The sequence below is a fragment of the Micromonospora sp. Utrum1 genome, assembly GCF_057197805.1.
This window is the reverse complement of sequence record NZ_CM170071.1, coordinates 5,333,572-5,347,312: the sequence shown is the minus strand read 5'-3', so window position 1 is coordinate 5,347,312 and position 13,741 is coordinate 5,333,572. Positions and strand designations below refer to the sequence as shown.

General features: G+C 71.9%; 9 protein-coding genes, 1 tRNA gene and 2 pseudogenes. 4 read left to right on the top strand and 8 right to left on the bottom strand.

Annotation, left to right across the window (positions count from 1 at the left end):
* Position 1: 1 nt before the first annotated feature.
* From AC0OLQ_RS25145 to AC0OLQ_RS25135, 3 genes and pseudogenes are all read right to left on the bottom strand, one after another.
* Positions 2-997 (bottom strand): AAA family ATPase, encoded by a 996-nt coding sequence (locus tag AC0OLQ_RS25145; RefSeq protein ID WP_484528326.1) that lies wholly within the window; start codon positions 995-997, stop codon positions 2-4.
* 29 nt (positions 998-1,026) lie between these two features.
* Positions 1,027-3,591 (bottom strand): fibronectin type III domain-containing protein, encoded by a 2,565-nt coding sequence (locus tag AC0OLQ_RS25140; protein ID WP_484532422.1) that lies wholly within the window; start codon positions 3,589-3,591, stop codon positions 1,027-1,029.
* Between the two features lie 205 nt (positions 3,592-3,796).
* Positions 3,797-4,291 (bottom strand): annotated as a pseudogene (locus tag AC0OLQ_RS25135) (fibronectin type III domain-containing protein); the annotation flags it as partial.
* A gap of 865 nt (positions 4,292-5,156) precedes the next feature.
* Between AC0OLQ_RS25135 and AC0OLQ_RS25130 the strand changes: the two are divergent.
* Positions 5,157-5,384: a hypothetical protein gene (locus AC0OLQ_RS25130; RefSeq protein ID WP_484532535.1), complete on the top strand. Its 228-nt coding sequence runs from the start codon at positions 5,157-5,159 to the stop codon at positions 5,382-5,384.
* A 1,592-nt stretch (positions 5,385-6,976) separates the two neighbouring features.
* Here the strand turns inward: AC0OLQ_RS25130 and AC0OLQ_RS25125 are convergent.
* Positions 6,977-7,288: pseudogene (locus AC0OLQ_RS25125) on the bottom strand (hypothetical protein); the annotation flags it as partial.
* A 94-nt stretch (positions 7,289-7,382) separates the two neighbouring features.
* Here AC0OLQ_RS25125 and AC0OLQ_RS25120 point away from each other — a divergent pair.
* A tRNA-Leu gene (locus tag AC0OLQ_RS25120) sits at positions 7,383-7,466 on the top strand.
* Here AC0OLQ_RS25120 and AC0OLQ_RS25115 read toward each other — a convergent pair.
* Both AC0OLQ_RS25115 and AC0OLQ_RS25110 read right to left on the bottom strand, forming a co-directional pair.
* Positions 7,448-9,130, bottom strand: a complete 1,683-nt coding sequence (locus AC0OLQ_RS25115) for a recombinase family protein (RefSeq protein WP_484528325.1) — start codon at positions 9,128-9,130, stop codon at positions 7,448-7,450. The two genes, AC0OLQ_RS25120 and AC0OLQ_RS25115, sit on opposite strands and share 19 nt — an antisense overlap.
* Positions 9,127-9,399, bottom strand: coding sequence for a hypothetical protein (locus AC0OLQ_RS25110; protein WP_484528324.1), 273 nt, complete (start codon positions 9,397-9,399; stop codon positions 9,127-9,129). Before AC0OLQ_RS25110 ends, AC0OLQ_RS25115 begins: the two co-directional genes overlap by 4 nt.
* A gap of 489 nt (positions 9,400-9,888) precedes the next feature.
* On the opposite strand from AC0OLQ_RS25110, the gene AC0OLQ_RS25105 reads away from it, so the two are divergent.
* Entirely contained in the window at positions 9,889-11,184 is a 1,296-nt protein-coding gene (locus AC0OLQ_RS25105) for an IS701 family transposase (RefSeq protein ID WP_484527277.1), read from the top strand.
* Positions 11,185-12,345: 1,161 nt separating this feature from the next.
* A complete protein-coding gene (locus AC0OLQ_RS25100; protein WP_484528323.1) occupies positions 12,346-12,576 on the top strand; it encodes a hypothetical protein in 231 nt (76 codons plus the stop codon).
* Between the two features lie 84 nt (positions 12,577-12,660).
* Here the strand turns inward: AC0OLQ_RS25100 and AC0OLQ_RS25095 are convergent, their stop codons facing one another.
* Both AC0OLQ_RS25095 and AC0OLQ_RS25090 read right to left on the bottom strand, forming a co-directional pair.
* Entirely contained in the window at positions 12,661-12,834 is a 174-nt protein-coding gene (locus AC0OLQ_RS25095) for a hypothetical protein (RefSeq protein ID WP_484528322.1), read from the bottom strand.
* Between the two features lie 244 nt (positions 12,835-13,078).
* On the bottom strand, positions 13,079-13,555 hold the full coding sequence (locus AC0OLQ_RS25090) for a hypothetical protein (protein WP_484528321.1): 477 nt from the start codon (positions 13,553-13,555) through the stop codon (positions 13,079-13,081).
* Positions 13,556-13,741: the final 186 nt, after the last annotated feature.

Here is a 13,741-nt window from a genome sequence, read left to right as displayed (position 1 = left end):
GTCAGCCGTGGACCGGGGCGGGCTGGCCCGACGGCAGCGGCACCGGCACCGAGGCGACCGCCTGGCGCAGCACGTCGGCGGGGGTCACCCCGCGCACCTGCGCGTCCGGGGTGAGCAGCAGCCGGTGCGCGAACACCGGCTCGACCAGCGTCTTCAGGTCCTCCGGCATGATCCAGCCTCGCCCGTCGATCAGCGCGTACGCGCACGCCGCCCGGGTCAGCGCGATCACGCCCCGGGGGCTGACGCCGACCCGGACCTGCGGGTGGGTGCGGGTCGCCGCGGCCAGCCGTACCGCGTACGCGTAGAGCGGCTCGGCGATGTGCACCCGCCGGGCCATCTTCACCATCTCCCCGACGGTGGCCGTGTCGGTGACCGCGGTGAGCGAGTCGGGGGAGCGGAGGGTGGCGCCCCGCAGCACCTCCACCTCGACCGCCTCGTCCGGGTAGCCGACGGAGAGCTTCACCAGGAACCGGTCGAGCTGAGCCTCCGGCAGCCGGTAGGTGCCGTCCATCTCCACCGGGTTCTGGGTGGCCACCACCAGGAACGGCTGCGGCACCGGGTGGCGTACGCCGTCCACGGTGACCGTGCGCTCCTCCATCACCTCCAGCAGCGCCGACTGGGTCTTCGGCGAGGCCCGGTTGATCTCGTCGGCGATCACGATGTTGGCGAACACCGGTCCCGGGTGGAACTCGAAGCCCCGGGTGGCCTGGTTGAAGATGGTCACGCCGGACACGTCCGAGGGAAGCAGGTCCGGGGTGAACTGGATACGCCGCCACTGCCCCTTCACGGTGGCCGCGACGGCCCGGGCCAGGGTGGTCTTGCCCACCCCGGGCACGTCCTCGAGCAGGACGTGCCCCTGGGCGAAGAGGGCGGTCAGCGCCAGCCGGACCACCTGCGGCTTGCCCAGCACGACCGCGTTGACGTTCTCGGCCAGCCGGGCGGCCAGGGCGGCGAAACCCTGCACCTCCGGCTGGGTGAGCGGTTCGTGGATGTTCACGGGCGGGAGTGCTCCTCGGTGCGGCGCGGTCAGCAGGTGGGCAGGAGGTTGATGTTGTCGCCACCCTCCAGGTTCAGCCAGGCCCACGGGATGTAGTTCTTGCCCGAGTACTCGACCTGCACCCACCAGGTGCTCTGCTTCTGGTTGTTGTAGATCCAGGAGTCGACGTTCTCGCCCTGCTTCTTGCAGTAGGCCTTGAGCCGGGTGCCGGGCTTCGCCCAGCCGACCTGCTTGGCGTTGAGCTGCTGGGGGACCGAGAAGATCTCGTTGCCGTTGCGGCCGTCCACCTCGGCGTTGCAGTAGGTGCGCTGGTCACCGGTCGGTCCGTTGTTGCAGGTCGCGATGCCGTAGAGCGCGTCGGTGCTCTGCGCCTGGGTGTCAGTGCCCTTGCCGGCCGCGTTGGTCGCGGTCACCGTCACCGTGTATGCGATGCCCGGCGTCAGGCCGGTCACCCGCAGGCTGGAGCAGCTCCCGCTGGCGGTCTTGCCGCCGGTGGCGGCCGTGCAGGTCGCCCGGCCGCCGCCCGCGTCCACCGTGAACGTCACCGTCACCGAGGTGGCGTCGGCCGACGAGCCGGTCACCGTGACCCGGGGCGCGGCCACCGTGCGGGCCGTGGTGCTGGCCTGCGCGCCCGGGCCGGCCTCGTTGACCGCCTTCACCTTGACCGTGACGTTCTGCCCGTCACCGAGCCCGCCGATCGTGGTCCGCACGTCGGTCACCTCGGTCGTCTTGCCAGCGGCCTCCACCACGTACTTCGTCACCGGGCGGCCGTTCTCCACCGCCGGCGCCCACTGCACCGCGATGGTGCCCGGCTGGTCGGCCACCGTGGACGCGCGCAGCTCGGTCGGCGCGGCCGGGGCGGTGAACGGCACCACCGTGTTGCTCACCGGCGAGGCCTTGGACCCGGCGCCCTTGTCGCTCACCGCGATCACGGTGAAGCCGTACTGCGTGCCGTACTCCAGCTCGCCGACGGGGATGACCAGCTCGGTCTTCGGCGACTCGCCGGCCGGGGCGCTCGCGCCGGCCGAGCTGGCGGTCACCGCGTACTTCGTGACCGTGTTGCCCTGGCCGTTCGCCGCCGGCCACTTCACCAGCACCGTGCCGTCCGGCCGGGCCTCCGCGGTGACGCTGGCCGGCGGGTCCGGCACGGCGGCGGTCGGCGTCACCGGGTTGCTCCGGCGGGCCGGTCCGTCGCCCTTGGCGTTCACCGCGTGCACCGAGAACCTGTAGGTCTCGCCGTTGGTCAGCCCGGTGATCTCCAGGGCCCGCTGGTTCGCGCCCACCTCGTGGCGTTGGCCGGCGCCCTCCACCACGTACTTGGTGATCTCGGCGCCGTTGGACGCGGCCGCCTGCCAGCTCACCCGCGCCGACGCGTTCCCCGCGGCGGCGGTCACCGCGCGCGGCGCGCCCGGCTTGCCCACCTTCGGCTTCTTCGGCGGGGGCGGCGGCGGCGCAACCGGCGGCGGGTCGCCGCCGAGCACGTCGTTGGCGTACTTGTTGACCTCGCGGACCTGGTTCCGGTCGTCCACCACCTGCGCGGTCGACGAGTTCGGCGGGTTGATGAAGAGGTGGTTCTCGCGGACCTCCAGCTCCATCGGGCCAGGCCGGCCGGAGCCCTTGATGGTGTCGACGAGCTGCCCGTTCGCGTCGAACGAGTAGACCGTGCCGGTGTTCTCGTCGGCGCAGTAGAACCGCCCCGCCCACGCCACCGCCGGGCTCAGCCGTTCACCCGCGCCCGGCACCGCGAACCGCCGCACTTCGGCGCCGTCGCTGACCACGTGCACCTTCCGCTCGCCGGCCACCGTGACCGGCACCTGCGGGCCCGTGGTGCGCGTCGGCAGGCTGCCCGGGGCGGTCATCGTCAGGTTGGCCCGCTGCGTCTGCCCGGCCCGGACCGTGACCAGCGAGGCGGAGGTGCGGTCGAGCACCGCCACGCCGTCGTCCAGCGTGGACACCACCAGCTCGTGGGCCGGCTCCGCCACCTCGTACGTCTCGACCCGCTTGGGGCTGAGCCCGGCCGGCGGCGCGGCGCCCGCGGTGGCGGGCAGCTCGGCGGCGGTGACTGCCGAGACCGTGCCCTCGCTCGGCACCGCGATCCACAGTTTGCCGGCGCCGTCGAACGCCCCGCCGGTGATGCCCGGGGGGTAGCGGACCGGCTCGCCCATCGGGGTCAGCGACCGTGGGTCGAGCTGCCGGACGATGCCCTGCACCGCGTCGACGACGAACGCCGCGTCCTCCTGCAGCGCGACGCTCACCCCGAGGCCGGGGGCGGTCGGCGTGGTCGCGGTGATCTGGAGGGTGGCCAGGTCCAGCGAGCTGACCTGACCGGTGTTCAGGTCGCGCAGGATCAGCAGCCGGTCGGTCTGGGCGACCTGCATCTGGTGCCGGCGCCCGCCGGGCACCTCCATCCGGGTGTCCACCCGGGCGGTGACCCCGTTGACCCGGGCCAGCTCGCTGCGGCTGGTGCTCCACAACCAGGAGGAGGCGTCGTAGTTGGCCACCGCGTTGTCGGCGGCGCCCAGCCCGAGCACGGTCAACCCCATGGCGGCCAGCAGCGCGGCCACGGTGCCGATGGTCACCAGCCCGCCCCGCATCCGGGACCGGGGGCGGGCCGTCTCCGGCCCGGTGCTCGTGACGTCCTCGATGGTGGTCACTGGCGGCTGCCTCCCCGCATCGGTGGGGGAGGGCGGCGCGCGTGGTCGACCCTCCCCAGAGCCGGGAGCCATCATAGGGGCCGGCCGGTGCCGGTGAAACCCGCACCGTCCGCCTGTGGACACCGAGCGTGTCGCCGGTGGCCGGTCAGTTGGGCGTCGTGCCGCCCTCCCGGTCCGTGCAGACCTGGCCGGAGGTGGCGTAGGTGTCGGTCGAGTAGACGGCCAGCACCGTGAAGCAGTAGTCCAGCTTCGGGCTCAACCCGTTCACCGTGTAGCGGGTCTGCCCGGCGTCCACCGTGGCCATCACCCCCAGCTTCTGCCCGGCCCGCCCGCCGGCCACCACGAACGGCACACCGCCGCCCGTCGGATCCGTCCAGGTGACCGTGATCGTGGTCGCGTCGTCCTGCAACCGCAGCTCACCCGGCGGCGGCCCGCTCACCTTCGGCTTCGCCGCCGTCGGCGCCGGCGCGGGCGGCGGCGCCGGGTCCCGATTCAGCAGCACCGCGCCCACACCGACTGCGGCCGTCACCGCGACCACCACGGCACCCGCCACCACGGCCACCACCGTCCGGTTGCGGCCGCGCCGCTCCGGCTCCTCCACCACCGGGTACGCGGCCGGCTGGTGGAACGCCGGCGGCACCGCCGGCCACGCCCCCTGGCTCGGGTACGCCTCCGGCGCCGCCTCCTTCGACTCGGGAAACGTCAGCAGGTCGTCGTAGACCGGCAGCGGCCGAGCCGCCCCGTCCCCGCTCTCCGGCGCCGGATCCGGCTCAACCGTGGCGGGCGCGTCCACGACTGGCTCACGCTGCGGGTCGCCGGGCCGGTCGACCGGCTGCGGCGGGGCCGCGCTGCTCCACGGCGGCGCGGTCATCCCCCAGGGCGGCACGGGCGAACTGACCGGAGCGGCGGCGGGCGGCCCGCTCACCGACGGCGGGTACCCGGGCGACGGCGACCCGCTCACCGGGTAGCCGGGCGGGCCGCTGACCGGATGGCCGGGCGGTGGGGGAGCGGTTGGCGTTAGTCCGCTCGCGGGCGGCGCGCTGAACGGCGGGTGGGCGCCCGGCGGGGTGGCGAAGGGCGTTCCCGTGCCCGGTGCGGCGTTGACGGGCGGGCCGCTGACCGGCGGCAAAGGGGGAGTGCCGCTGGTTGGCGGGCTGCTGACCGGCGGCGAAAGGGGCGCGCCGCTGGCGGGCTGGGGCGGAACGGGTGCTCCGCTGCCGTGTGGCGCGGCGAAGGCCGCACCACTGGCGGGCGGGCCGCTGACGGGAGGCGGCGGATGGGGCGCGCCGCTGGTCGGCGGGCCGCTGACTGGCTGGGGTGCGAACGGGGCAACGCTGGTCGGTGGGCCGCTGATGGAGAACGGTGCGGAGGGCACACCACTGACCGGTGGACTGCTGACCGGCAGTGGGGGGAAGGGGGAGCCGCTCGGGGGCCCGCCGACGGGCTGAGGCGCGGAGGGGATGCCTCTGACCGGTGGGCTGCCGACCGCCTGCGGTGGTGAGGGGATGCCGCTGGTCGGCGGCCCGCTAACGGGTTGCGGCCGGAAGGGCGCGCCGCCGGTCGGCGGCACGCTCACCGGTGGTGCGAGCAGGCGCCGGTCGCTGTCGGGCGCACCGCCGGTCGGCGATTCCGAGACCGAGGTGCTGGCCGGCGGAAGCGGCTCCGGCGCGCCAGCGGTCGACGTGTCGTGGATCGCCCGCGCGCCGACAGCGGATCCCTCCACCCCAGATTGACCCTCCCGTGCGGTGCCGCCCGACGGCGGCCCGCTAATGGGGGCACTCGCCGGCCGGGCGCCGACGGGCGGCTCGGCGACGGCTCCGGCGGCGGTCGAGGCGGCTGGCGGACCGCTCACCGGGAACGCGCTTTCGGGCGAGGTGCTCGCCGGGGATCCGCTGGCGGGCGGACCGCTCACCTGGGCGGTCGCAGGGGCACCCGGGGAAGACGAGGCGGCGATCCGCTCCGCCTCCTCCTGGAGCAGCGGGCTGATCTGCTGCACCTGGATGGTCGGCTTGTCCCACCCCGGCGCAGGGCTCGCTGGGGCGCCGGCGCGGTCGCCCGCACCGGACCCGCCCGCATCGGCGGCCGACTGCACATCCGTCCGGTGTGGTGGGACGGGAGTCGAGGGTGCGGATGCCGGCGGGGCCGAGGTGGGCGCCGGGATCGGCGCAGCGGCGGCAGGTGGGGAGGAGAACGGGGACGGAGGTGGAGGCAGCACGCCGGACGCGGGCGGAGCCGAGGTCGGGGCCGCGATCCTCGGCGCGGGCGGCACTGCTGCCGGGGCGGGCGGAACCGACGGTCCCGGCGCGCCGGAGGTCGGCGCGGCCGGCGGCATGTCGCGTGCGGGCGGTGTCGAGACAGGGCGGGCCGGAGGAGGGATGACCGGTGCCGGCGGCAACGGCACTGACCTCGCGGCCACGGGCGGCGCGGCCGGGACTGGCGGCACCGGCTCCGGCGCTGGCGGCGCCGGGTGCGCGGGGGGCGGCACGGGCCCCGGCGGCGCGGGGATCACGGGCGGTGGCGGGACGACCGGAGGTCGAGGTGCGACCGGCGTGATCCCGGGCGCCGGCGGCACGGCGCCGACCCGGGTGACCCCGGGTGCCGGGGGCGCGGCGGCGACCAGTGGCGGCGCCGGGGCGGCCGGAGCCGGGCCGGCAGCCGGCGGCACGGGGAAGCGGGTCGTCGCCTCCGCTGGCGGCGCCCAGCCACTCGGCGGGCCGCCGACAGGTGCACCCGGCCCGGAGGTCGGGGCCGGGGGAGCGGACATCGGCGCGGGAACGACCGGGGGCGGCGGCAGCGGGGCCGAGGCGGGAGCGGCGCTGATCGGCACGGGTGGCACCGGCGGCGGTGGCGGCAGATGCGTCGCCGGACCGGCGGAGGGCGGCGCCCAGGAGGCCGGCCGAGCCGGTCCCGGCTGGGGTGCCCATTCGGCACCGGGCACCGGCGGGACGGGCGCCGCGGGCGCGCCGGGTCGGGGCGGGGCGGGTTGCGCCGGGTGTGGCTGCTGCACCGCGGGTAGTGACATGGTCGGCCCCGACAGCGCCCCTGGACCGGGCTGCGAATCGGCGGCGGCGGCGGAGCCGCCGAGGTACTGGCGGGCTGCGCGTACCGCGGGGTGGTCCGGACCGAGCACGGCGGGCCCGGCGGTGGCCACGCGGGCGTAGTTGCGGCGGGCCTCGTGCCGGTTGCCCAGTTCCTCCGCCACCGCGGCGAGGTCGAAGCTGAGCGCCAGCATGAGCGGGTCGCCGTCGCCGCGGCGGCGCTCGCCGGCCGCGTAGGCCTCTTCGAGGACCCGCCGGGCGGCGGCCGGGGCGCCGGCCTCGCGGTGGAGCCGGGCGAGGAGGTGGCCGGTGGCCAGTACGTCGGGGTGGTCCTCCCCGTAGGCCGGCCGGGCCGCCGCGATCGCGTCGGCGAGCAGGCGGCGGGCGGTCGGCAGATCACCCGCGGAGCGCAGCGCGAGGGCCTGGTGCTGAGCGGCGGTCAGGGGGGAGGGGTGGGACACGTGAGCAATGCTGCCCGGAATCGCCGGTTCCTCGCTACCCGGCCCCCAGGATCCGGTATCGGCTGCCGGAGTCGGCCGCTCCAGTGTCGTACTGACCTGCGGAAAGGCGGCAGCGTGACGGCGATGTGCATGATCCATCCGGGCCGTGTACAGTAATGCCCCGTGCGGCCCACCGGGGCGGCCGAACCGGTGACAAGGTCACCTCGGCTGACAGGGTAGGCTGGACGAGTAGGTCCGGGTGGCGGAATGGCAGACGCGCTAGCTTGAGGTGCTAGTGCCCGTATAGGGCGTGGGGGTTCAAGTCCCCCCTCGGACACAAACCATTACCCCACGGTGCGCGCTTAGATCCACTGAAGCGCGCACCGTTTGCGTTTCCGGCTGGTAGGTGAGCCGAAGGCCGAGTTGGCGGTAGACCTCGGCCTTGTCCGCAGGGTCGGCGTCGCGAAGGGCCGCGGCGATATCGCCAAGGGCCGTCACCAGGCCTGTGATTTCCGCTCGGCTCATCCGGCGTGGGCTGTTGCCCGCGTACGCGTCAAAATCCGCTTCGGCGCGGGCGCGTTCGGTCTGGGTTTGAGCGATCCACCCGGTGACTACCGCCGGGTCGGCGCCGGCATCGAGGGCCGCTCGGTAGCGTTCCAGCTTCGCGTCGCATTCGTTGATGATCGTCTGGGCTGCCGTGGCCGGAGCGGGCGAAAGATTCAAGGGTTGGGCGTCGGCGAGCGCGGTGAGTGTCTGTTCGATGCGGTGGGGTGCGAAGGCAGAGGCCAGCCAGGTGTCGAGGGGGTCGGTGAGGGCGTCCTCGCGTAGGTACGCGTTGCGGGGATGTGGGACCTGGTTGGCGAGGGCGTATTCCTGGGGGAAGCGGCAGCGGTAGTAGGCGTCCCCGTGGTTGTACTGGCCCTGCATGCGTCGATCGCAGGCGGCGCAGTAGATCATCCCGCGGAAGACGTACGGGTTGCGGGTGCGCTGCCTGACGTGCTGACCGCGGGTTCCCCGTCCGCGCCGTTGCAGGATTGCTTGGACCTGCTCGAACGTCGCATCGTCGATGAGCGGCTCGTGGATGATCTCCTTTGAGACCACCCACTTGTCTCGGGTGTTCCAGCGCATGACGCCGGTGTGGCCCATTGCTACGTCGTCGACGTCGAGCAGCACCTCGTCGGTGCGTTGCTTGGTCCACACCTGCCGCCCTGTGTAGCGGGGGTTGGTGAGGATGACCCGAACGGCGCTCTTGGACCAAGCGATTCCGCTGCGGTGCGGGTTGCAGGCGCGGTCATGCGCCGACGGGCAGGGTAGGTGATTGGCGGTGAGTCCTTCGGCGATGGCGAAGAGTCCGATTCCGGCGAGGAACTCGGCGAAGATACGCCGGACGATCGGCGCGGTCTCCTGATCGGGAGTCAAGCCCTTGAGGCGTTTGCCGTCGGCGGCCTTGGCGGGGTTGGGGTGGGGTCCGAGGTCGCGGAGGGTGTAGCCGTAAGGCGGGCGTCCGCCTAGGTAGCGGCCCTCGAGGAGGGTCTGGGCGGTCATGGCGGTGCGGACGCGGAGCTTGATCCGGTTGCGTTCGCCTTTGCTCATGCCGCCGAAGACGGACATGACGAGTTCGTGTGCCTCGTTGTCGGGGTCGATCGGGCCGCCGATCTCAGGCACCCAAAGTTCGACGCCGTAGTGGGCGAACAGAGGCACCGTCAGGCCGAACTGGTTGCCGTAGAAGGCCCGGTGGGGTTCGCCAACGATGACGGCGGAGAACCCGCGCCGTGGGTTGCGCAGCGCGGCGAGGAGTTGGTTGGCCTGGGTTCGGCGTTGCCACGGCAGGGAGCGGCTCTGGCCGACGTCGAAGTATTCGGTGACGATGCTGCCGCCGTGGGGCTGGATCAGGGTAGTCGCCCGGGTGAGTTGCCAGCTCCGGGACGATTCGGGGTCCTGGATGTCCTCGGTCGACACGCGGCCGTAGAAGGCGAAGAGTTTCGGTTGAGGGGTGGTCATCGGTTCTCCTCGTTCGAGTTGTCCATGCGGCGGTCGTTGACGCGTCTGAGCAGCTTCAGCAGGGCCGCAGCTGCGCCGGGGTGCAGATCGGGTGGCTGGCCGGGAGCCACCACCTTGGTGAACCCGTTCGTTGCGCGGCCATCGGCGTTGTCGACCGTCCATGAACCGTCGTCTTCGCTGGCCTGGTCAAGTCGCTTGCCCGGTGCCGCGGCCGTTGCCGGATCGGGCTCCTTGCGTTGCTGATGTTGGTCATCGGGCGGCAGCGTCATGCGCCTCCGTCCGGCGGTTGGCCCGGCCGAGACACGCGTCGGTGGGCGTGCATCGTTCGCTCCTCGGCCTCCGCGACCCCGATGCGAAAGAGGGCGGACTGGAGGGCGATGCCAGCATCGGCTTTGTGAGCGGGCGGGGTGGTGGCGCTGCAGCTCGATGCGTCGGCGACTCGCGCCGTGGCGGATGGGTGGGTTGTCATGGAGCGGTCCTCCGAGAGTTGGTCGTGGCCGGTTGGTCCGGCAGGCATGAAGAAGCGGCCGGTGCCGTCGGGCACCGGCCGCTGGTTGAGCAGGGCGGGCGTTACATCTCTGCGGTTGTCATGTCCCTTGGCAGCCTTGGCATGGGCGAGCGTTGCTTAATGGCGGGGCTTGCTGCTGCGCGCCTAGTACTCCAACGTCACTTGGCTTCGGCGTTGGGCGTGGCGTGGGCATGAGGACGGCCACCGCGTTGATCATCGATGGTTTGTGAGGACAACCGAAGATCGTGCGGTGGCCGTGGGCCACAGCCTAGACCTTGACCGGTGGCGGGTCATCCTGGACGAGGCGGTGACGCGTGTCGCTGCCCGGTTCGTGCGGGTGGAGCCACGCCGGACCGCTGGGCAGTTCGTGGAAGGGCTGCTGTCGGACGCGGAACGCAAGACCTGCTGGTCGTTGGCGGAGCGGGCCGGCCACTGCGACCCGCAGGCGATGCAGCGGCTGCTGCGCACGGCGGTGTGGGACGCCGACGCCGTGCGCGATGACGTGCGTTCGTGGCTGGTCGAGCAGCTCGGCCATCCCGACGGTGTGCTGGTCACCGACGAGACCGGCTTCCTGAAGAAGGGTGTGTACTCGGTCGGGGTCCAGCGGCAGTACACCGGCACCGCCGGCCGGGTGGAGAACAGCCAGGTCGGGGTGTTCCTGGCCTATGTCACCCCGCACGGGCGGGCGCTGATCGACCGCCGGCTCTACCTGCCGGAGACGACCTGGTGCGAGCAGCCCGACCGCCTCACCGCCGCCGGCGTGCCGGACGACGTCGGGTTCGCGACGAAGCCTGCCCTGGCCCGGCAGATGATCGCCGCCGCAATCGAGGCTGGCGTCCCGGTCGGGTGGGTGACCGGCGACGAGGTCTACGGCGCCGACCCTGGCCTACGCGCTGACCTGGAACACCGCGAGATCGGCTACGTCCTGGCGGTCGGCTGCGACCGACGCGTGCACGTCAACGACGGCCGCACCCTCATACGCGTCGACGAACTCGCCGACCGGATCCCCACCAGCGAGTGGCAGCAGCACAGCTGTGGACCGGGAGCGAAAGGCCCCCGCGACTACCTGTGGGCGTGGATCACCACCGCCACCCAGCCAGGTGAGCACCGGTGGCTGCTCATCCGCCGCAACCGCACCACCGACGAGCTGGCCTTCTACCTGTGCTGGTCACCTCGCCCGGTGCCGCTGCACACCCTCGTGACCGTCGCCGGCTCCCGCTGGAGCATCGAGGAGCTGTTCCAGACCGGTAAAGGCCAGGTCGGCCTGGACCACTACCAGGTCCGCGGCTGGACCGGCTGGCACCGCTTCATCACCCTGGCCATGCTCGCCCTGGCCGTCCTGACCATCCTCGCCGCCACCGCGCAGCAGCCCGACGCTGACCCGGAGATCATCGCGTTGACCGTCGCCGAGATCCGCCGCCTCCTCAACGCCTTCGTCCTCGCCGCATCGCTACCGCCAGAGCACACCCTGCACTGGTCGATCTGGCGGCGAACATCCCAAGCCCGAGCCCGACGATCCCACTACCAGCGCAGACAGGCGAACTGACGTTGGAGTATTAGGTTGCCGGGCCACAGCACTGAGTCGTCGCCGCGCTGGGTCGCGGCTCATCGACCTCGATTCCAGATTCAGTCCGATCAAACCGCCTCGCAAGAACGCCACACCCGGCGCTCCGCTCGACATGACCAAGTGCAGTCAACTCGGCATGAGCGGACGCTCGGCGGGAACCGTCGTAGGCGGTATCACGGCGGAGTCCGAGCGCCCCCGGCGTGAGCGCTCCGTGGTCCTCCGGTGGCGACGCCGAAGGTGGGTACATGGACGGAACGTTGTTGATCTCCGATGGTGTGCGCGGTGTGTGCTCTCCAGCGGATGCCAACCCGGGTCAACCGGTGCCAACGCGGGTCACTGCGGCCGACGCCGGTCGCAAACCGGGGTTCGTGTGCTCCGGGTGTGGTCCTGGGCTGGGAGAACGGGGGTCCGGGTGACGTGGGTGAACATGGGTCACTCCCTGCCACCCCAGGTGAACCCCCATGTCGCTAGACTGGGCCCTCGCGCCCCCGTAGCTCAGGGGATAGAGTATCGGTTTCCTAAGACGATGCTCAATCTGCGCCCGCATGGCTGATTACCTGCGGCTCTCCTGGTTGTCGCCGCCTTTGCGCCGGTCGCATACGGGTTTGCTGTGCTCGCTCGCGTGAGATCTGCGGCCCGCTGGCCTGGTCAGTCTCGCAGCCAAGGCAGCGGCGAGCGGGCCGCGGTAGGGCGTCCGGCTCAGCACGATGGCTGCCTGGAGGCGGATGTCGAATACCGGGCTGAACAAAACTCGTCCAGCAGGACCGGCAGCACCTCGTCGCGGAAGTTCGGAATGTCACGGGGTGCCAGGGCAACCGCGGTGCCGGCGAGCCGGGTCACTATCCGCCGGCTGGCCTCCCGGTCGGCCAACCGGCCCACCTAGAGGACGCGATGCACTCGCGAATCGGCGGCCAGCGCGCCTCCCCGGGCGCCTACCGGGTCGCGCTCCCGGATCATTCGCTCTAGCGGGCGGAGCCGGCGATCGCATTCGCTGGCGGTGCGCTGACCCTGCCTTCGCCGGTCCAGGTTCACGAGAACGTGCGCCAGGACGTCGGGCAGCAGGTTAGAGCCCAGTTGGACTCCTGCGTGCGCCCTATCGAGCGGGCCCCCTCTGGCTGTCCCTTCGTCGCGAGCAGCAGCGTGCCGGTGAAGGTCCTGTCCTGGACCATCGTCCGGTACTCGGAGTTGAGCTTCACGGTCGCCGCGGACGGCGGGGTGTCGGTGACGAGTCCCGCACACGGCGTCGCCGCTGCGACCGTTGTCCGTGCCTCGGGCGTCGGCGCCTCCTGGCAGGAGACCGCCAGCATTGACATCAGCGGGACCGTGCGCGTCGTCGACGGAAAGGCGGTCCTCGCCGCCGAGCGTGGCTGAGAAGCGTTCGATCACACGATCCGAAGCTCTTCAGCAGCCCTACGCGACAACGAAATTTAGGCACACCCGTGTAGATACCGACGATCACGACCAGCGGCACTCCAGGCGTAGGCCGTGGCCAGCGAAGTGGTAACGGTCGCGGCTTGCGAGGTCGAATGCGTTCGGCAGCATGTGGATGCAGCGGTTCTCGTTAATGACGTTGGTGATCACGAGGAACCGCCATCGCTGGTCGCGGGCGTTCTCCTGCGCCGCGGTCACCTGGGTCTCACCGGGTTTGGTTCGGCCGCCCTCGCTGAGCGTGGTCTTGACCCCGTAGTGCTGGCTGCCGCGTCGGCCGGGGATTTCGCAGTCCCAGCCAAGTTGTCGTCACCAGCGCCGGGGAAGACCTGCTTCCGGTACCGCGGGACCCAGCACTCTGGGGTGAATTCGACCCTGTAATGCCGCTCCAGCCATCGATACGCGAACCACTCGCCCGCGAAACCTGCGCCCAGCTTCTGCAGACTCAGGTCGGATCGACGGCTTGCCGGAGGAGTGCGGCGATGGCAAGCCAGGCCATGGTGCTGGCGCCGAGGACGCAGAGCATGAGCGGTGCTTGAAGCGCGGTGGGCTGGCTCCCGCGTGCGATCTTGACGTTTGTGACCATGGCAGCGCCAGCGACGATCCCGCCGATCAATCCGCCGTGGAGTGCGAAAATGAACACGACAAATGGCAGGGCGGTCATGACTTGTAGCAGGGCCGGTACAGGTGGCCCCGTGCGGTGTTTGACGCCCGCGATCTCGAGGCTCGGGTAGGGGTCTAACAGGCCGCTGGTCAGCTTGGCGTCGACCAGCGTTCCGTCGGCCGCCGGTAGGACGTACCTGTTTCCGCGGGTGCGGGTGGCGCGCTGCTCTCCGACGGTGATCGATGCGACGCCGAAGGTGGGTGCGGTGACGACGACCGGGCCGGCGAGGCCATCGATTTGTATGGGTTCGGTGCGCATGGCGGGACATGCTAGATGGCCGTGGGGTGCTGCGCTGTCCCTCCGCTCTCCGCCCTTCGACGGGGCCAGTTGATGCCGCTCGCCTGTGCGGCCTTGTGAGGGCTTCCAAGGCAACAGGTCATGAGGTGCAAAGTGTCTGAATGGTGCCGATGTGTCTGTAGATTTCTTCCGTCACCCCAGGTGATC

Bases quoted from the DNA above. Each gene is read 5' to 3' on its own strand.
- AC0OLQ_RS25130 (WP_484532535.1), top strand. From the start codon at position 5,157: ATGCCGCTGGTCGGCGGCCCGCTAACGGGTTGCGGCCGGAAGGGCGCG.
- AC0OLQ_RS25140 (WP_484532422.1), bottom strand. From the start codon at position 3,591: ATGCGGGGCGGGCTGGTGACCATCGGCACCGTGGCCGCGCTGCTGGCC.
- AC0OLQ_RS25110 (WP_484528324.1), bottom strand. From the start codon at position 9,399: ATGACGCTGCCGCCCGATGACCAACATCAGCAACGCAAGGAGCCCGAT.
- AC0OLQ_RS25115 (WP_484528325.1), bottom strand. From the start codon at position 9,130: ATGACCACCCCTCAACCGAAACTCTTCGCCTTCTACGGCCGCGTGTCG.
- AC0OLQ_RS25090 (WP_484528321.1), bottom strand. From the start codon at position 13,555: ATGCGCACCGAACCCATACAAATCGATGGCCTCGCCGGCCCGGTCGTC.